Genomic DNA, 17065 nt, shown 5'->3' with positions numbered 1-17065 from the left:
CCGTCACACTCCTTCCTTGGGACAAATTGTCCCGAAGTCCCGGATTGTCGGCTCCACCTCGTTGCCCCATACATCCCAGCCGGGCGGGGTCTGACGGGCGAACAGCTCCACACGGGGCAGATCGCCCATGAGGGAAATAATTTTGTCCCTCGTTTCGTCCGGCTTTTTGCTATGGGCCTCGATGGGAGAAATGATAAACTGGTGGACATCGGCGGCCTGCCGTTTGGGGTGGCCCCGTGTGGCAAGCAGACAGATCTCCGCGTTGCCCCGCGTCCAGAAACCCAGCCCATAAAACCAGCTATCGGCCTTCTTGTTCTTTTTCAGCCACACAAAGGCCACGGATTTATAGTTGAAGCCCCACGCCTTAATGAGCCGCAGGGCCTCCGGGAGCTGCGGGAATGTTGCCCACATGAAAAGTGCGCTGTCCGGGGCCGCAATCTCGGCCACAGGCAGCGCACATAACTCGTCTATGCTCATGGTGGGGTAATGGTTTTCAGCCGCCCCCTGTACCTTGCTCCGCTGGTACTGCCAAGGGGGATCGGCATAGATGATGGAATATCCTCCGATATTGTCACACTCCTTTCCCGCCCCCGGCCACGGCCAGCCGCGCCTGTTCAATGCGTTCCACGGCGGGGCCGTAGAACACGGGGGCATTTTCAAAGCAGATGAAGCGGCGGCCTGTGTTCAGCGCGGCAACGGCAGTTGTGCCGGAGCCGGCGCAGATGTCAGCCACCACCTCGCCCTCGTTGGTATAGGTCTGAATGAGGTACTCGCACAGCTCCACAGGCTTTTGTGTGGGGTGGATCGTGTGCGACACCGTAGGCACAAAAAGGACGTTGCTGGGATAGCGTCGCCCATCGCTGGACTCGGTGCCGACCCGTTCAAACTTGCCATAGTTGGGACTGCTCCCGCTTCGGGCATGGGTTTTGCGGTACGGCTCCCCATAGGTGAACTGCGGATTATATACCGGGGGCTTTTGGTAGAACACCAAAATGTTCTCGGACTTTTTCAGCGGGGCGCGGTTGGCATTGAGAAAGCCTGTTCCGCGCTCTTTGTACCATATCCACTCATAGCGGAGCATGGCAAGGTTGGATGCCCCCAGCACCTTATCATAGGGGCATTGGGAAAACAGCAGCACCGCGCCGTCCGGCTTGACCGCCCAGCGCACCGCCTCCCAAAACTCGATCAGCGGCAGCGGCACATCCCAATAGTTCCGGGTCGTGCCGTATGGGGGATCGGTCAAAAGCATATCCACCGAATGACGGGGCAAGGAGCGCAAGCCCTCGATCCCGTCCATAAGGAACAGGCCGCTGGGCTCCAACACCCGGCCATCCGGGGCCTTTGGGACTCGTCGGCACAAACTCCGCTCTGCTACTTCGGGACAATTTGTCCCGAAATCCGCCCGCTCCGTTGCGCCTCCTCTCCCCACAAAGTCTGCCGACTTTGCGGGGTACCCCTTGTTTTCCAAAGTGGTTTTGTTCATGGCGTTGTCCTTTCTTAATGCGCGCCGAATATGCTCTTTGCCACCGAGCCAGTTTTGAACAGGGTGAAGCACAGCAGCACCGTATAGCCGATGCAGCTCCAGATCGCCCCGATGGGATCGCCGCTTGTGGCAATACCCTGTACCAGCACCGCATAGATGGCCACGCACACAAGGATCAGCAGACCTTGGAAACCGACAGCAAACAGGGACTTGATATAGTTCTGGCCCATACTGCCAATTTCACGGTTGGAGAGCGTAGCCACGGGTATGGGGGCCAAGCTGGTGAGCAGATATATTTCAATCATGCGCCCATAGACGATGACGAAAATAATAATGTTCAGCGCAAGCATGGTAATGTGAATGAGGAACGACTGGAGCCACAGACCCAGCAGGGGGCCGACTTCCATCGCCTCCAAGGTAGCCTCCAGATTATCCAGCATGGACGCGCTGATGTCGGTGGAGCCGCGCACCAGCCCTGCGGCGTTGGCAATCACGCTCTGGGACATATCAAATACCGCCATGACGATATTGAATGTATTGGAGAGAATGAGAATAGCCGCCGCCGTTTTGAAAATCCACTTGAAGAAAATCCAGTAGTCCAGATCGTGTAGGTTGTTCTTTTCGATAATGAGCTGGATCAGCTCATAGGTGGCAACAAAGGTTAAAATCAGACCGGCAATCGGCAGTATCACCGTTTCAGAAAGCTGCCGTATGAGGGAAAAGACCCCGGCGTTCCAAGCCGCCGGGGTCGTCCCTACTTGCACCGCAATCTCTCCGACACGGGTATTGACCGTATCAAAAAGGCCCGTGAGGTTGCCCATGATACCCTCAATCAGCAGCCCTTTTATCCAGTCTGTAAGCCAGTCGGTGAGAAATCCCATAAGCTAAACCCTTAAAACAGGGAGGACAGCAGGGGGATCAGAGTGGTGCCGAGCACGATGATGCCGCCGCCAGCCATGAGCTGCTTCATACCCTGGCTCTTCGCGCCGGGGTTATCGGAGCCGTAGCCCTCCAGCAGGTTGACAACGCCCCACACGCCAAGGCCAGCGCCGAGGGCAATAACGAGGGTCTGCAAAGTGTTGATGGCAGAAGCGAAAAACTGCATATATTACTCCTTTTCTCCGGGCTATACCCGGCCATGAAAAAAGCCGCCCCGTGTAGGGCGGCAGCGTCCGTACCTCGGGACTCGTCGGCACAAACTTCGCTTTGCTACTTTGGGACAAAATGTCCCAAACTCCGCACGCTCCGTTGCGCCTCCTCTTCCCACAAAATCGCTGATTTTGCGGGAACCCTAAAAGCCCAAGGTTTTATACAAAAGCGTCTGGATCGTCGAGGTCGTCATAGTTGAGGATGTCCTCGTCCTCTTCTGTGAGCGCCTCGGCGGGCACATCCACTTCGTACACCTCACAAGCCTCGTTGGGGCCGGGCCGCCTGCGGCGGTTTATCAGCCTGTCGAGGTTAAAGGCGTTTTTCTTGTCGGCCTCAGCCGTAAACTTGTAGTTGGGGTGTTGCTTCAGATCGTATTTGCGGGAATAGAACGGGGGCAGGCCCCGGAGCTGCAAGATGCACCGATCACCGGGCATTGTGGCAAGCTCGCTGGGGGTCATCAGCTCCCGGCCCAGCCGCTGGATGTTTTGGCTGTAACTTTCGGACTGGCCCCGTGTGCGGCCATCCGTCTGCATGGAGATCGTGGACTTGCCCAGCCAGTTTTCCGATATTTCCTTGATAGTGCTGGCCTCGCGGCCACCGAGGAATATCACGCTGTCCATGTTGCCGAGGATCGTTTCCGCATTTTTATCGTAAATGGCCTTGCATTGAGCAAGCTGCTGATAGAGCAGTACAAGGCTCACCTCGCGGGAACGAATGACGGCCACCAGCTTTTCCAGCCCCGGCACTTGGCCCGTATTGGCCGCCTCGTCCCACAGGACGCGCACATGATGGGGCAAGCGGCCCCCATGCACATTGTCGGCCCGTTCACACAGGAGATTGAACATCTGCGAAAAAGCGAGAGCGACCAAAAAATTGTAGGTGCTGTCCGTATCGCTGATGCAGAAAAATGTTGCCGTCCGTCTGTCACCCATACGGTCAAGTTCCAGTTCATCGTAGCTCATAATCTCCCGGAGCTGGGGGATGTCAAAGGGAGCCAGACGAGCACCGCAGGAAATCAAAATGCTTTTGGCCGTCTTGCCGCTGCTTAACTTGTACTTTTTGTACTGCTTCACAGCAAAGCAATCCGGCTTTCGCTTTTCCAACCCGGCAAACATATAGTCCACCGCGTTCATAAAGTCCTCGTCATCCTCCTTGACCTCCATGCCGGAGATCATGTCCACCAGCGTATTCATATTGCGATCTTCCTCCGCGCCCTCGAAAATGATATAGCCCAGCAGGGCGCAGTATAGGAGCGTTTCGGCCTTCGTCCAGAACGGATCGCCCTCTTTGCCCTCGCCCTTGGTGTTGGAAATAAGGGCATTGACGAACTTTAGGATGTCGGACTCGTTCTTGATATACGCCAGCGGGTTATAGTGCATGGACTTGGAGAAGTCGATGCTGTTGAATACCTTGATTTTGTACCCCCGCTTTTGGAGAAAGCTGCCCACTTGGGACAGGACGCCGCCCTTCGGGTCTACCACCACGAAAGAGGAATGGGCCTGTAAAAGCTGGGGCGTGAGCCAAAAGCGGGTTTTGCCCGAGCCGGACGATCCGATGACACAGGTATTGAGGTTTCGGGCGTTGGCCGGGATCTTGGGCCGGGTGTTCATGGTGAGAAACTCCGTCCCGGTCAGAATGACATTGTTTTCAAACTTGGGATCGACAAAGGGCTTGATGTCCTTTTCGTTTCCCCACCGGGCCGAGCCGTACTCCTCGTCACGCCGGAACTTCTTGGCTTTTTTACTTTTCATGTGGATGAACAGACGGAACGCCACGGCTCCCACGATACCAACCAGCCAGTCAACAGGGTTTAGCCCCGGCGCGAAATCGGCAAAGGCCGGGCCGATAGTCTGGCCGATCCCCATCACTTTTGTTAGGAAACCCGCACCAGCGGCCAGCCGATAGGCCGTACTCAATTTGAGGAACGCCCAGCCGATGAACACATACGGGATATTGGGAATGAGGAATTTTCGGAGCTTATCTGTTTTCATGCGCCGCCTCCTTCACACGCTCCCGCTGTTTGGGCTTTTCACGGGTGAGCTGATCTCCGGCCCGCTTGATCTGATCCCGGATGGGGATGCGCCTGGACTTGGACTTGTTCAGCACCTTTTTGGAATACTCCGAGAAACAGGCGGTCATGGCATCAGCCTGTCCCGCCTTGAAAAACAACAGGTATTTGTCCGGGCCTGTCTTGTAAAAGGCATAATCCACATTCCACTTCCGGGCCACCCGGTCAAAACTTTTGGTATCGCCGGACAGCTCCAGACTGTTGGTAGACACGCCATGCCGCATAAGTTGCTTGACCGTCTGTTTGCCGTGAGGGATCTGCCGGGCGCGGTGTTCTTTGGCGATTTTGCGCCCCACAGCGGCCACCACATAGGCAAGGCTCCGCGCCGTCAGCTTACTGGCCCGGACGGAAACTGCAACAGTACGCCGGGAAATATCTTCTTCTATCAGCTATGCCGCCTCCTTTCTCACCTCGGGACAAGTTGTCCCAAGGTGGGGTTATCGTTCCGTATGGCCCAGCGTGGGCCGTTTCCGTTCCCCCTCCAGCGAGGAACGGTCTATAATTTCCTTGAAAGCTGACATCTGCTCCCGGATGGACAGCTTGGGCATGGAGAAAACGCGGTGCTCGTCGGGAATGTCATCCCGGCCCGTGTAGTGCTCTATAAAGCTGCTGCGGTTGTCGGCCACATATCCACCGGGGGCATAGTGGCCGCCGTCATTGATCCGCACATCCCGCCCGTATGCCTCATAGTCGATATAATCAATGAGGTGTTCCGGGACTTCCACACCGCCGAACTCCAGCACATACATACGGCCCAGCTCCTCGTCACTACGGACACCGGAATAGAACTCAAAGCAATCCAGATTTTGCGTGAGGTTGATTAAGTCTTTTACGCTACCTGTGTATTCGCCAGCGTCTATGACCGCCTCAAACTTTTCTATATCGCTCTGATCCATTTCCGACAGCAGCGCGGCCAGATAGTTGAGCTCGTCAATGCTTTCATATTCGCCCAAGTGCTCATGCAGCCCCAGTACATCGCCGTCAAAGCTGGTTATGAAAATCTCCTCATACCGTATGCCGTCCACGCCGATGCGCTTTAAGAGGGACTGTACCTCCTCCGCCGTGGTGGGAAATTTCAGCGTTTCGCCCACAAGCTGCCCCTCGGCATATTTGCCGAGGTTGGTAATGTAGGCTTCCAGCAGGGCCGCCATATCAGCGGCGGCCCTGTCCCTTGACCGTCAAGATGCCCTCCAGCGTGGTTGCCGTGATACCCAGCCGCTGGGCAACAGCAATATCGTTCTTCATAGCCTCGGTGACGGTATGGCCGCACACCACCAGCACATGAGAGCGTTTGAGCAGATTACGGGCCATGTCGATCCCGCTTTTATGCTCCTCGGGAATGGCATCATTGAGGAACAGGGGATGGAACAGCGTGGGGCAGATGGGCGAAAAGCCCGCCTCATACACGCTGCGGCAATACTGCGCCGCCTGTTTTGCGTTTTCGGCATCGCTGCCGCACCACGCAGCGGTGATATATGCGAGGGGTCGTTTCATTGTTAAAACCTCCATTCAATGAAAAAACCTCGGGACAAATTGTCTCGAGGTTACAGGCTCTTATCCGTTTTCTTTTCGGGCTTGCCCAGCTCGGGGGGCTGCTTGGCCTTCCAGTCATCCAGCAGGGCCATGATCTGATCCTTCATCTGACGGGGGGACTTGTCCTTGCCGAAATACTTTTCCAGTTCCGCGCTATTGATAATCACCTTATCAACCTCCTTCTTTTCTTCCATCAAAATGCCGTCGATCACATCGCCGTTCAGCTTGCCCTCTTGATCCAGCTTGCGGAGCCGCTGGGCTTGGGATAGGGACGGAGAGGACTGCTGGCCGTCAATGGACACGGCGATATACTTCTGATGTTTGGGCCGGATAAAGGAAATCTCCACGGCGGGGGTAAATGCCAGCTTTTTTTCGTCCAGCATTTTCTGCAAATCCGGCACCAGCTCGGTCAAGCGGATATACCGCTGTACCTGTTTGTAGTTCATGCCGTTGCGATCACCCACGATCTGCGTGGAGCGTTTACCCGCCTCCTGTGCGTCCTCACCGGGACGAGCGCCTTGGTGCTTGATGGCCTCCACCTGCATTTTCAAAGACTGTGCCTTTTCCGTGGGCAAAATCTTTTCGCGGTGGCGCAGGTTGTCATCCGTCATAGCGAGGATGGCCTCGTCATCGGTCATGTTACGGACAATACAGGGCATATTCACAAACCCGGCCAGCTCGCTTGCCCTCTGGCGGCGGTGGCCCGCGATGATCTCATACCCGCCATCCTCGGTGGGGCGCACCAGCGCGGGCTGGTTTACACCACTTGCCCGGACGGACTCCACAAGGCCCTGCATCTCGGCATCGTCACGGACACCAAAGGGATGGTTTTTGAACGGGCGCAGCTCGGACAGATTGAGGTAGACAATTTCCTCTTTTTCTGCGCGGGTAGCGTCACGGGGCGCGGCGGGCTGCTCCGGCGCGGCAGGGGCGGGAGCCTCCTGCGGATTGGGTGCAGCATTTTCCGGGGCAGCCTTACTTTGGGACATTTTGTCTCGCGTGGGCGGCTTGGCCTTGTCGGGGGCCGCCTTGTCAGCCTTTGCCGGGCGGCCCTTGCTGGCCTTGGCCGCTGCTTTGTCCTTCGACTCCGTGGTTTTCTGCTTGGGAGCCTTTTCCTTCGGGGCCTTGTCCTTTCCGGCCTCCTCACGGGCGGCGGCGAAATCCACCACCTTGCCAGAGGGAGCAGGGGCAGGATCACTCTTGTCCGGGGTGGCAGTCTGCTTGGCCTCCTTGTCGGGCTTGAGCGGCTCGGGAGCCGCAGGGCTGGGAGCCTCCGGGACGGTGGGCTCCGCCTTTTCTGCGGGAGCTGCCTTTTCAGCCGGGGCGGGATCTGCCACAACGGGCTCGGCCTTGCCGGGAGCAGGCTGCTCCTGCGCGGGGGCCGTGTCAGTCGTTTCTGCCTCGGGGCCGATATTCTTTTTATCGTCTGCCAATGTCAAACCTCCTTTGTCTTGAAATGAAAAAAGCCAGCCCGATGGCTGGCAGCAGATAAGGGACTCCTCCTTTCAAGTTGTGGTGTATGAAAACGCCGCCCATAGTCTCACTCGGGCGGCGTAATGCTCAATATGAAATTGTTTTAGAATAAATACCTTGCTTGACAACTCGGATTTAATTTTAGATTAGATTTTTTCGCGGTGGCCTTCGTTCCACATTTTTTCATCGACATCGGCCATCATCAGCTTTAACAGGATGTCCGACATACTTTCACCGTTTTTATCATAACGGGGCTCCACGATAAAAACGCGATTGCCGATCTCATATCTTTGCGGCTCACCAGCTATATATTCTTTCTCCATACTCAACACCCCCTTTCGCTATGGAACAAGGAAATTATACCATGCGAAAAGGGAATTGCGGTATCGAGCTTGTTTTCAAATTTAGTATTGATATGCGGTCTGGCCCCAGCTATAATGAATTTCAAGAAAAACGCCGATGGTTTTGCGGCTTTTGGTGGGGTGTCCCGCGTATTGAACGCTCTATTGGCCCGATTTAGAGGGGTATGTAACCGATCTAACCGGGAGAGCGCTTGAATGGCATTCAAGAGGTCAGCGGTTCGATCCCGCTTATCTCCACCATAGGGTGCGCTGGATATTCTTAGATAACTTGTCTTGCTTCAAGGCAAGTTTTTTCTTTGCCTATTTCCTGCTGGAGATAGGCTTTTGTTTTTATGCTGCAATCGCCACGATGTCCAGCCCACCAGTAAACTGCTCAAAGTCGATATTGAAGTCAATGTGCAGTTTGTAGTCCCGGTAGACCTCGACCCGCTTGATTAAGCAGCTCACAATCATTTTTTTGGCCTCCACGCTGGCCGTGTCGTACATTTCCGCCCATGAGATTATATCGTCATATTGGGCGTTCAGCGAAGCAAGCACCGTTTTTCCCTCGTCATAGGCCGCCTGTGCCGTTTTCATGCTCTCTTGAAGCTCCCGGCATTTGGCCTCAGCCTCGGCAATCAGAGAGCTCAATAGCTCCTTGGAAAAGGTGCTTTCCCCACGGATCGTCTTGATAACCTCACCTTTCAGCGTTTCAAGGTCAGCAACGGCCTTGGCGTATTCCGCCCGGACGCTATGGAGCAAGCTTTTCCTTTCCTCCATCTTTTCCCGGTAGCGGATATTAACTATATCGCTTTTGGGGATCGCTTTCATGCGCTCAAAGATCTGGCGCACCAGCTTATCAATGATCCCGTCAAGGATATGGGCCGTGTAGCCCGTCTGTCCGTCACAGTCTGTCTGCTTGCGGGTTTTCCCGTAGCAGACATACCGCACACGCTTCACCACCCGATTGGGATCTTCCTTGCAGGGATAAGCCTTGCCATTGGTGGTGAGGGACAGCCTTGACCCACAGTGACCGCAATACACATTCCCAGCCAAAAGGGAGTTGCCCCGGGTGTTCAGCGGGATATGGCGTTCTTGTTCGGCGCTGTTGGCCCGGGAAGTACGGATATGCTGGGCCGCTTCAAACAGCTCCGGCGAAATGATTTGCAGGTGGGGCAGCTCTTGGGAGCGGCTTTCCCCACACCGCAGGACGCCCGTATAAGTGAGATTACAGACAATGCCACGGATACTGGCGTGGTGCCACATCTTACCCGTTCTTGCCCGGTAGCCCTGTTTGTTCAAGTAGGTGGCAATTCGTTGAGCGCCGAAGCCCTCATGCACATACTTGTCAAAAATGATCCGCACCACGGCGGCCTCGGTTTCGTTGACTACCAGATCGTAGAGCTCGTGCTTGCGCTTGTTGAAACGCCCGCTTTTCACAAGGTCATAGCCGTATGGAGCAAGGCCGCCTTTGAAACCGCCGCCCTCAACGAGCTGGCCCAATGCGGTTTTGGTACGGATAGAAGTCTTTTCGCTTTCACCGTCAGCCTGCCAAAAGCGGATGTAGTTGGTGAGCTTGTCCGTGTGGCTATCGAAGCGCTGCTCTCCCTCTTGGGTGCTCCATACCTCGATCCCGTTCTTTACGAACCATTCCACCACAAAGGGCGTTTCGTCAGCGATACGCCCGATGCGGTCAAACATGAACACCAGCAGAATATCAAACTTTTTCTGCTTTGCCAGTTCCTTGATGATTTGCAGCTTGTCCCGGTTTTCCGCCCTTACCTTGTGGCCGGAAACACCTTCCTCTTGTTCCTCATGGACAATCACCCAGCCCATCTTTTCGCAAAAGGCATGACAGGCTTTTCGCTGCATGGGAATGTCAGCCTGGTTCTTATCGTTATGATCCACCTGCTTGTCGGTGGAAACACGGTATAATGTGCAAACTCGATTTTTCATGGTTGACCCGTCCTTTCATATTGTCAATGGGCCAATATGAAGATACGGATCAATACGCAATCTATGTAGTTTTCAAGGTACATGGTGTCTACCACCATCCTTATTATACCTCTGCTCGGGGGGCATCACAAGGATGTCGCCGGAGCCGGACTTGGGGGAGCTGTTGGCAAACGACGCCAGCAGGATTTGTTTCAGCTGGCCGGAAATGGCCGTGTTTCGGGTTTCGGTAAAGGTGGCAGAAATCTCGTACCCGTCCACCTTTAGCGTGGTAGAGTTTCTCGGCATAGCGTTACCTCCTCAACGGAACGAAAAACAACAACCTACAAAGTTCCCCGTGTCCCGTGGGGAAACGAAAGAGGGCGGCACCTTCGTCGGTGCCGCCCTCTTGCCTTGCTCCACTTTGGGACAACTTGTCCCAAGGTCAGTAGGGGCTGTTCTCAAAGTGCTGCTGGGCCTCCTCCAGCCCACGGATGTCAAAGACCTCATAGAGCTCTGCCACCACACGCCGGATGTCCGTGGGAGAAAACCCACAGTTTTCCATAGCGTAGATGACATAGCCCCGGCAGGCATTGTTGCTCCATGGCTGGGCAAGCAGGGCCGCCAGTTCGGGATCATACTTCATGTTGGTTTCCTCCTCGATAAAAGTTTCGGGAGCGCCACGCTCATTTCCTTGGCCCGTCATAAGACAGCAATACTCAGCATGACGCTCCCGAGGGGACGGCAGCCCGGAGGGGCAAGCAGCCAGCTTGTCCGGCTGCGGATCGTGGCCGTGGGGTGGCTTGTCCCACTTGCGGCGCTGGTGTTGTTCGCTCGTTCTCCTGCCGGAGAAGTCACAGCGCACCCGCCGCCCGGCTCCCCGCTCTATGGCTCGGGGCCGCCGCTATTCAGTTGTTGATCGGATGTAACTCCTCTCATATACCAAGGACAAAAAACATCCCAATGCGGGGGCAACTTACAAAACTTTTTTCAAATATCTTTTCATGCTCTCCAAACCGAGCTTCACGGACTCCCGCACCGAGCTTTCATTGACACCTTCGGCCTCAGCCACCTCCCGATAGCTATTGCCGAGGATCACACAGGCATCCACCCGGCGGCCCTGCGTTTCGGGCAAAGAATTGAGCGCAGCACACAAATGGCAGAACAGCTCCATGCGTTCCAGCAGCTCCTGCGGGGTGGGTTCGGAAACGCAGGCGGAGTATTCGATCCCGTCCTCACAGTCGAGGGAATACTGTGCCTTGTTGCGGACGATCCGCCGCTGATAGGCGGCCTCATACAGTCTGCTTGCCCGGAGCTCGTCAGCCACTTCCTCAGAAACCTCTATGTATTCGTCGTGGGTGTACCACGGATAAAAGTCTTTCAGATTGATGGTCGTCATTTGTAATTCCTCCGTTCAGATGGTTGGGGGTGAATGGCGATCTGAACGGAGGGCGGCGGGGAGCGACACCCCGAGCCACCTTTGCCTACTTCGGGACAAGTTGTCCCAAAGTAGATAAAACAAAATGCGCCCGTGTGCCATAACGACACACAAGCGCATAAAACTACATTTTCACTGATGTACTGCCATATTTCGCATCCGCCACCGGACTGCTCCCATTGGGCGAACGGGCTTTTTTTCGCAAGTTAGGAGGAGAGAAAATTGAAAATTGCATGGCGATACCTCCGATATACCGCCATGCCGTTTGTTAATATGGCGGCAGATTTGATCTCAAATCAAACCTACCGCTGCAAAGTGTAAGCAAGATAAAGCCAATATGGAGCGTATATGAAATGGCCGGTTCTCGCTGAGAGAACCGGCCCAAGTGAGAAACTTATTATTCGACGGAACCATTGTTGAGCAAATCGTCCACTTCTTCCTGTGATATATTCCCCGATAAAACTTGCTGCTCCAAGTATTCCTGCACAGCTTTTGTAGCAGCGTCTGCGGTATCAAAATGGCCCAAATCAACTGTTGAACCGTCAGGTAAAGTAATGATTGTCGATCCGGGGGCAGACGCTGGTTCAGCGTTCCATGTTTCAGGGTCAAATGCGCCAGAAATGATACCGCCGTTGGACAATTCCATGGATTTAGTAAAGTGATACCCCTCTTTCATAAGCGCAAGCTGCTCCTGCCAGCCTTCATACAGACTATCTACATCTTCCTGTGTCCATTCGCGACACACATAGCTGCCGTTATCATCTTTGTAATAGAAGGATTTGTCCTTATTATCCGCCAGCTTTTGAATTTGGTCACGCTGTTGCTCCATCCAATCTTCAAATTCATCGATCTCCCAATACTCCAGTTGGGTATCGGATGGGCCTCCTGGCAAGCAGTTTTCATCGGCTACCACGTCTAATGTATCTTGGCTGATGTTCGTTGAAACAGGTTGGTTCTTTCCCGAATTACTCGGTATCTCTTGTGTGGAAGTGGCGTTTGCGGCACACGCGGCCAAGATCAAGCAGCTAAACAAGGCGAGTGAGATGGCTATAAACGTTTTTTTCATAATATGACCTCCATAGTGATTATTACACATACCCTACTGTGCAACGATAATCTACCATCCGTGCATGGAGCGTATATGAAACCAATATGGAGTATCTTTTTATTTCTGCATAGCAAGGGGGAAATCTCGGAATCATCAAAAAGTGATGGTAAAGCGCATTCCCAATGGTTTTTGCATGGGTTCTAATGAGTAAGTAAGTTTCAGAGAATCTAAAATGGAGGCCACTATGTATAGCCCAAGGCCGTTACCGCCATCATTCTGGTTGCGGGCATAGTCGGGGCGATAAAATGGTTCAAATATATGTTTTAGATGCTCTGCCGAGATTGGCTCACATTCATTTTCGACTATCAGCTTACGACCATCAGTGTAAACAAAAATAGAATGTCCAGGCAAAGTGTAAGCAACAGCATTGGAGAGAATATTGGAAAATGCTCTTGCAAATGTTTTTGGGGGCAAGGTAATTGTAAAGGTTTCAGGGAAATCCTCTTGAAAGGAAATTCCATTTGACTGAGCAATCAAGCGATATTGTTTACACAACTCTGATAAATAGCAGTCTACGGCTAATGCTTGTGGTTCCTCCGCTGCCGTTGTGCCAAGTTTGGATGCGTCCAATACCTCTGAAATCATTTTACTGAGTTGTTCCGTTCGTTCTTTGCACAATGGCAGATATTCTTCATAATCGCTGTATTTACCAACTTTTAAGATCATATTTTCCAACATGGCATTCAATGCTGTAACCGGAGTTTTTAACTCATGGGATGCCGAACGTAGGAAGTCGATTTTTTGCTTTTCAGCTTCACTAACCTTATCTTTTTCCTCTTGCAGATGTTCAATCGTGCTCAATAAATTTTGATATAGTTGGTTGATTTGATTGGCTAATATTCCAATCTCGTCATTGGTTGCAGTCTTGCACGCTGCTTTGCGATCCAAAACAGCCATGTGATTAGTTGCATCTAAAATACCCTTGATGGGATTTGTTATTGCTTTTGAGAAAAAGTAGGCACATAAAAGTGAAACTACAATACAAATTACTACGGTATAGGGTAATGAGCGCAATATTGTGTGGGCTATTTCTGTATTTCTCGGAATGGCGGCAGTCGTAATTGCTGATGACATCCCATCGACATAAGTTCCCTCTGATAGGACTGAATTTTCTCCCATCATCGGGGCGAGAAGATAAATCGTTCCGCTGGCAAGCATTGTTATGAGCAATAATAGCGCCAAGGTATAAATAAATATTTTGGGAAAGAGCTTTAACTTTTTCATGTTTCTACCTCAAATTTATACCCGATCCCTTTCACCGTAACAATACAATTAAGGCGAAGTTTTTTGCGTAAGTTCTTAATGTATGTATCAATGGTACGATCAATAATAGGGTAATCGTCCCCCCATAGACTATCCAGCATTTGAGATCGGGTGAGCACTAAACCTTTGTGTTCAACCAGGAGCTTTAGCAAATCAATTTCTTTTGGGGTAATGTCAATTTTCCCCTCGGGGCCTTTAGCTGTGTATCCAGAAAAATCAACTGTTACATTCCCAAAAGTCATAATATCGGGTGAAACCGTTTGCCCGCTCCGCCGTAAGAGGGCAGTAACTCGCCGCCCAAGAAGAACCATTGAAAAAGGTTTTGTAATGTAGTCATCAGCCTGTTCATCGAAACTTGTAACTTGAGTATATTCATCACCGATTGCGGTGAGCATGAGGATTGGCACAGAGCTTTTTTGTCTAATCGTATGCAACACAGCAAGTCCCGTCTTTTTAGGGAGCATAATATCCAGAATAAGCAGATCGATTTTACTGCGCTCAAAAAGTTGTAATGCTTCATCACCGTCATAGGCCGAGAGTATTCGGTGCCCAAACGATTTTAGATATTCAGAAACCGCATCATTTGTTTGTCTATCATCTTCCACAATCATTATTGTTGCCATGAAAACACCTCCTTGTGCAGTCTACTCCTGACTTGTGGAGTGTATATGAAATTACGCAAATATTATATCTCCGTTATCTGCGTCAATCAATGTTGTGTGGCGAAACAAAATACTACTACATATAAAATTTCATTTCGTTCTCATGTCAAAACCCGAAATGTAGAATAATATAGGGTGATATGAGAATGTACCAATACGACAAACACCTTGATTTCCACGCTCTGGGCCGTGAGATCAAGCGCAAGCGGGAGGAAAAAGGCTGGACGCAGGAATACCTTGCCCAGCTTGTGAACCGTACCCCACGCTCCATCATGTATATCGAGAACCGGGGACAATACCCCAGCTTTGATACTTTCTATCAGCTTGTCACCCTGCTGGAGATTTCCGTGGATCAATTCTTTTTCCCGGACAAGCTCAACGGAGAGAGCACCTGCCGGAAACAGATAGATGTCATGCTCAACACAATGGACGAAAAAGAGCTAACCGTAATGAAATACACCGCAGAGGGACTACAAAAGGCCCGGGAAACGGAGGATGCGTAAGAGAAACACGCACCTCCGTTTTTTGCCCTGTTTTGGGGCAGCGCACTAACGGCAAGCAGGGCAAGTGTGGCCACACTTGCTATTTTTGCGGCCCGAGAGGGCCGCAAAAACGCTTGTTGGGGAGCCTCCCCAAACCCGGCACTTCGGGACAAAATGTCCCAAAGTAAATTGTCTGCGTCACCGTCGCTACCGCTCCTGTTCCTTATTCTTGCGTCCGTCCGTCACGCCCAGCAGATAGTCAATATTGGTCTTGACCGCCACGGCCTGCCGCATTTCCTGTTGGGCGGCCCGGTACTTGGCGTACAGGGCCTTTTTCTCCGCCGCCAGCTTGCGGCGCTTTTCTTTTAATTGCGCCATCTTGGGCAGTTTGGCCCCGTCCAGCAGATCGTTCAAAGCGGCCTTGGCTGCCCGGTAGTCCGCCAGCTCCGCCTCGTGCTGGGCCAGAAATCTCTTGCTATACTTGGCCGCCTTGTACTCGTCAAATACGGGCCGGGTCTTGGCGTATTGCACCACGGCCCCCATGAGCTCGGAAGTATAGGCAAGGTCAGCCTCGGTCTGTCGGAGCTGCTCCGTCAACGCATGGAAACGGGCTGACGCAGCCTCGGCCTCGGTGGTGAGCTGGCCGTATTCGCTGATCTGATGCTCCTGCATGAATTGCAGCGCAGCGGCCATCTGTTTGAGGTTATACACCTTGGCCCACCGCTCATAGGCCGGGCCTTTCCCGGAGCGGAGCCGCTCCTGTATATCCACGATCAGATCGACACGCCTGGGCGCAGCGGGGGCCGGAGCGTCCAACTTCGGCAAGGGGCGCTTGCCCGCAATTACATCCCGGATGTCCCCGGGATCAAAGCCTTCCCCGAGGGTAGATGAGCGGAGCCGGGTGGCCCGCTGCTGCCCCGGCACAAGGAACGAGATCGCACCGCCACGCCCCCGCTTGACTGCATAGCCGGACTCCTCCATGAGCCGAAGAAAGGTATCAAAGCTGTCCGGGCTTTTGGCAAGGACAGCACAGATGGCCGCCCGCAGCCGTTCCTTGTAGGAGGGCTGGCGCTCCGTCCCGAGCCACGCTCCGTAATGGAGAAAACGGCCCTTGCTATGGAGCTTGGGGTTGGTGATCACGGACAGGTCATTTTCCAGACACACCCGGTCAGAGAGCCGCCGCACCGCCCGGGCCGAGCCGATAAAATCCCGGAACTTGTGGGAGCAATCCAGCGAAGTGGAGTTATAGTAGATGTGGTTATGAATGTGCTGGCGGTCTGTGTGGGTGGCGACGAAAAAGGCATACTTGCCCTTTGTCCAGCGCATCGCCGTTTCGTAGCCCACCCGGTTTGCCTCCTCCGGGGTGATCTCGCCCGGCTTGAATGACTGGCGGATCTGATAGCACAGTACATCGGCATCCCGCCGCTGTTCCCGGCCCGTGGCGGCCTTGTACTTGGCCTTGGAGAGCAGGAACTCCGCATCGGCGGTCATGTAGTCGCACTCGTAGGAGGAAATCAATTCGCCGCCCTGCGTCTTGTCCGGGTTTTGCCCATAGTCAAACCGCTCTTTCAAGGATTGGGCAACGGTTTCACCCTTGCTGATCTTGTGCTTTTTGAAATAGGTTGTGGCCGTAGGCAGCCCTCCTTTCGATACGACAAACGGCGGCTGTTGCCAGCCGCCGCTCAAACTTTGGGACAAGTTGTCCCGAAGTATCAGCCTGTGATGAAATCCTGCAAGGAGTATTTCAGCGAGTAGAGCCTGTCCATAAGCCAGTCAGCGATGGCCGGGATGCCAAAGGGCGAAACGAGAAACGCCAGTACAAGGAACACCACGCCGCCCAGCGTCTGGCCGCCGATGAACAGGACAAGGGCCAGCAGGGTCAGTACTACGCAGCCTATATGACACAGGGCCGAAGCCACGCAATAGAGAAACGACACGATGGCAACGAGCAGGGTCAGCGCCACCACAAAGGGGGCGGCAAGGATTTTGAGAACGATCATATCAGCTACCTCCTGTAAAATCTGCTTGGTTTGTCCTCCTATGATAATTATAACTCCGTAAAAATAGGGGCACAAGGATGTCGAGCTGATATGACTTTGGGACAAAATGTCCAGAAGTTTATTGTTATCGGTC

Annotated in this window: 20 protein-coding genes; 1 reads left to right on the top strand and 19 read right to left on the bottom strand. The window is 53.2% G+C overall.

The genetic code is table 11. The features are described 5' to 3' along the window. Nucleotides 1-3: 3 nt before the first annotated feature. The 17 genes from I2G69_RS12620 to I2G69_RS12540 all read right to left on the bottom strand — a co-directional run bounded on the left by I2G69_RS12620 (nucleotide 4) and on the right by I2G69_RS12540 (nucleotide 14411). Entirely contained in the window at nucleotides 4-552 is a 549-nt protein-coding gene (locus I2G69_RS12620; protein ID WP_430408022.1) for an MT-A70 family methyltransferase, read from the bottom strand. 19 nt (nucleotides 553-571) lie between these two features. Further along, entirely contained in the window at nucleotides 572-1297 is a 726-nt protein-coding gene (locus tag I2G69_RS12615) for a DNA-methyltransferase (RefSeq protein WP_076918095.1), read from the bottom strand. A gap of 200 nt (nucleotides 1298-1497) precedes the next feature. Beyond that, a complete protein-coding gene (locus tag I2G69_RS12610) occupies nucleotides 1498-2364 on the bottom strand; it encodes a VirB6/TrbL-like conjugal transfer protein, CD1112 family (protein ID WP_015574146.1) in 867 nt (288 codons plus the stop codon). Nucleotides 2365-2375: 11 nt separating this feature from the next. Further along, nucleotides 2376-2588 carry a Maff2 family mobile element protein gene (locus I2G69_RS12605; protein WP_058722652.1) on the bottom strand — a complete coding sequence of 71 codons (213 nt, stop codon included), beginning with the start codon at nucleotides 2586-2588 and terminating at the stop codon, nucleotides 2376-2378. 202 nt (nucleotides 2589-2790) lie between these two features. After that, nucleotides 2791-4623, bottom strand: coding sequence for a VirD4-like conjugal transfer protein, CD1115 family (locus tag I2G69_RS12600; RefSeq protein WP_015574149.1), 1833 nt, complete (start codon nucleotides 4621-4623; stop codon nucleotides 2791-2793). Then, on the bottom strand, nucleotides 4610-5008 hold the full coding sequence (locus tag I2G69_RS12595; RefSeq protein WP_181966738.1) for a PcfB family protein: 399 nt from the start codon (nucleotides 5006-5008) through the stop codon (nucleotides 4610-4612). The genes I2G69_RS12600 and I2G69_RS12595 overlap by 14 nt, the downstream gene beginning before the upstream one ends. Before the next feature lie 129 nt (nucleotides 5009-5137). Beyond that, nucleotides 5138-5851: an antirestriction protein ArdA gene (locus I2G69_RS12590; RefSeq protein WP_015574150.1), complete on the bottom strand. Its 714-nt coding sequence runs from the start codon at nucleotides 5849-5851 to the stop codon at nucleotides 5138-5140. A gap of 1 nt (nucleotide 5852) precedes the next feature. Continuing rightward, nucleotides 5853-6194, bottom strand: coding sequence for a DUF7768 domain-containing protein (locus I2G69_RS12585; RefSeq protein ID WP_015574151.1), 342 nt, complete (start codon nucleotides 6192-6194; stop codon nucleotides 5853-5855). A 50-nt stretch (nucleotides 6195-6244) separates the two neighbouring features. Next, entirely contained in the window at nucleotides 6245-7666 is a 1422-nt protein-coding gene (locus tag I2G69_RS12580; RefSeq protein ID WP_195560870.1) for a ParB/RepB/Spo0J family partition protein, read from the bottom strand. Between the two features lie 186 nt (nucleotides 7667-7852). Then, complete coding sequence (locus I2G69_RS12575; protein ID WP_015574152.1) at nucleotides 7853-8029, bottom strand: hypothetical protein; 177 nt, start codon at nucleotides 8027-8029, stop codon at nucleotides 7853-7855. A gap of 369 nt (nucleotides 8030-8398) precedes the next feature. Then, entirely contained in the window at nucleotides 8399-10003 is a 1605-nt protein-coding gene (locus I2G69_RS12570) for a recombinase family protein (protein WP_195560869.1), read from the bottom strand. Nucleotides 10004-10075: 72 nt separating this feature from the next. Then, the gene (locus I2G69_RS12565; protein WP_195560868.1) at nucleotides 10076-10288 is read right to left on the bottom strand and encodes a hypothetical protein; all 213 of its coding nucleotides are present in this window, start codon (nucleotides 10286-10288) and stop codon (nucleotides 10076-10078) included. A 136-nt stretch (nucleotides 10289-10424) separates the two neighbouring features. Then, nucleotides 10425-10625 carry a hypothetical protein gene (locus I2G69_RS12560; protein ID WP_195560867.1) on the bottom strand — a complete coding sequence of 67 codons (201 nt, stop codon included), beginning with the start codon at nucleotides 10623-10625 and terminating at the stop codon, nucleotides 10425-10427. Between the two features lie 330 nt (nucleotides 10626-10955). Further along, nucleotides 10956-11378: an RNA polymerase sigma factor gene (locus I2G69_RS12555; RefSeq protein WP_195560866.1), complete on the bottom strand. Its 423-nt coding sequence runs from the start codon at nucleotides 11376-11378 to the stop codon at nucleotides 10956-10958. A 436-nt stretch (nucleotides 11379-11814) separates the two neighbouring features. Further along, entirely contained in the window at nucleotides 11815-12483 is a 669-nt protein-coding gene (locus I2G69_RS12550) for a hypothetical protein (protein WP_195560865.1), read from the bottom strand. Nucleotides 12484-12618: 135 nt separating this feature from the next. Next, the gene (locus I2G69_RS12545) at nucleotides 12619-13749 is read right to left on the bottom strand and encodes a HAMP domain-containing sensor histidine kinase (RefSeq protein WP_195560864.1); all 1131 of its coding nucleotides are present in this window, start codon (nucleotides 13747-13749) and stop codon (nucleotides 12619-12621) included. After that, nucleotides 13746-14411 carry a response regulator transcription factor gene (locus I2G69_RS12540; protein ID WP_195560863.1) on the bottom strand — a complete coding sequence of 222 codons (666 nt, stop codon included), beginning with the start codon at nucleotides 14409-14411 and terminating at the stop codon, nucleotides 13746-13748. The genes I2G69_RS12545 and I2G69_RS12540 overlap by 4 nt, the downstream gene beginning before the upstream one ends. A gap of 179 nt (nucleotides 14412-14590) precedes the next feature. On the opposite strand from I2G69_RS12540, the gene I2G69_RS12535 reads away from it, so the two are divergent. Beyond that, entirely contained in the window at nucleotides 14591-14953 is a 363-nt protein-coding gene (locus I2G69_RS12535; RefSeq protein ID WP_442858899.1) for a helix-turn-helix domain-containing protein, read from the top strand. Between the two features lie 186 nt (nucleotides 14954-15139). Here the strand turns inward: I2G69_RS12535 and I2G69_RS12530 are convergent, their stop codons facing one another. Both I2G69_RS12530 and I2G69_RS12525 read right to left on the bottom strand, forming a co-directional pair. Continuing rightward, on the bottom strand, nucleotides 15140-16504 hold the full coding sequence (locus I2G69_RS12530) for a relaxase/mobilization nuclease domain-containing protein (protein WP_195560877.1): 1365 nt from the start codon (nucleotides 16502-16504) through the stop codon (nucleotides 15140-15142). Between the two features lie 140 nt (nucleotides 16505-16644). Further along, nucleotides 16645-16932 (bottom strand): CD1845 family protein, encoded by a 288-nt coding sequence (locus I2G69_RS12525; RefSeq protein ID WP_195560861.1) that lies wholly within the window; start codon nucleotides 16930-16932, stop codon nucleotides 16645-16647. Nucleotides 16933-17065: the final 133 nt, after the last annotated feature.

Origin of the sequence: Anaeromassilibacillus sp. D41t1_190614_C2 (genome assembly GCF_015558525.1) — a bacterium.
Classification (GTDB): domain Bacteria; phylum Bacillota; class Clostridia; order Oscillospirales; family Acutalibacteraceae; genus Anaeromassilibacillus; species Anaeromassilibacillus stercoravium.
The sequence above is the reverse complement of the archived record's forward strand: the minus strand, read 5'-3'. Positions and strand labels throughout refer to the sequence as shown.

Coding starts and splice junctions, on each gene's coding strand:
- I2G69_RS12585 (WP_015574151.1), bottom strand. CDS start 6,194: ATGAAACGACCCCTCGCATATATCACCGCTGCGTGGTGCGGCAGCGAT.
- I2G69_RS12570 (WP_195560869.1), bottom strand. CDS start 10,003: ATGAAAAATCGAGTTTGCACATTATACCGTGTTTCCACCGACAAGCAG.
- I2G69_RS12525 (WP_195560861.1), bottom strand. CDS start 16,932: ATGATCGTTCTCAAAATCCTTGCCGCCCCCTTTGTGGTGGCGCTGACC.
- I2G69_RS12550 (WP_195560865.1), bottom strand. CDS start 12,483: ATGAAAAAAACGTTTATAGCCATCTCACTCGCCTTGTTTAGCTGCTTG.
- I2G69_RS12555 (WP_195560866.1), bottom strand. CDS start 11,378: ATGACGACCATCAATCTGAAAGACTTTTATCCGTGGTACACCCACGAC.
- I2G69_RS12560 (WP_195560867.1), bottom strand. CDS start 10,625: ATGAAGTATGATCCCGAACTGGCGGCCCTGCTTGCCCAGCCATGGAGC.
- I2G69_RS12545 (WP_195560864.1), bottom strand. CDS start 13,749: ATGAAAAAGTTAAAGCTCTTTCCCAAAATATTTATTTATACCTTGGCG.
- I2G69_RS12605 (WP_058722652.1), bottom strand. CDS start 2,588: ATGCAGTTTTTCGCTTCTGCCATCAACACTTTGCAGACCCTCGTTATT.
- I2G69_RS12535 (WP_442858899.1), top strand. CDS start 14,591: ATGAGAATGTACCAATACGACAAACACCTTGATTTCCACGCTCTGGGC.
- I2G69_RS12540 (WP_195560863.1), bottom strand. CDS start 14,411: ATGGCAACAATAATGATTGTGGAAGATGATAGACAAACAAATGATGCG.
- I2G69_RS12575 (WP_015574152.1), bottom strand. CDS start 8,029: ATGGAGAAAGAATATATAGCTGGTGAGCCGCAAAGATATGAGATCGGC.
- I2G69_RS12590 (WP_015574150.1), bottom strand. CDS start 5,851: ATGGCGGCCCTGCTGGAAGCCTACATTACCAACCTCGGCAAATATGCC.
- I2G69_RS12615 (WP_076918095.1), bottom strand. CDS start 1,297: ATGGACGGGATCGAGGGCTTGCGCTCCTTGCCCCGTCATTCGGTGGAT.
- I2G69_RS12600 (WP_015574149.1), bottom strand. CDS start 4,623: ATGAAAACAGATAAGCTCCGAAAATTCCTCATTCCCAATATCCCGTAT.
- I2G69_RS12610 (WP_015574146.1), bottom strand. CDS start 2,364: ATGGGATTTCTCACCGACTGGCTTACAGACTGGATAAAAGGGCTGCTG.
- I2G69_RS12565 (WP_195560868.1), bottom strand. CDS start 10,288: ATGCCGAGAAACTCTACCACGCTAAAGGTGGACGGGTACGAGATTTCT.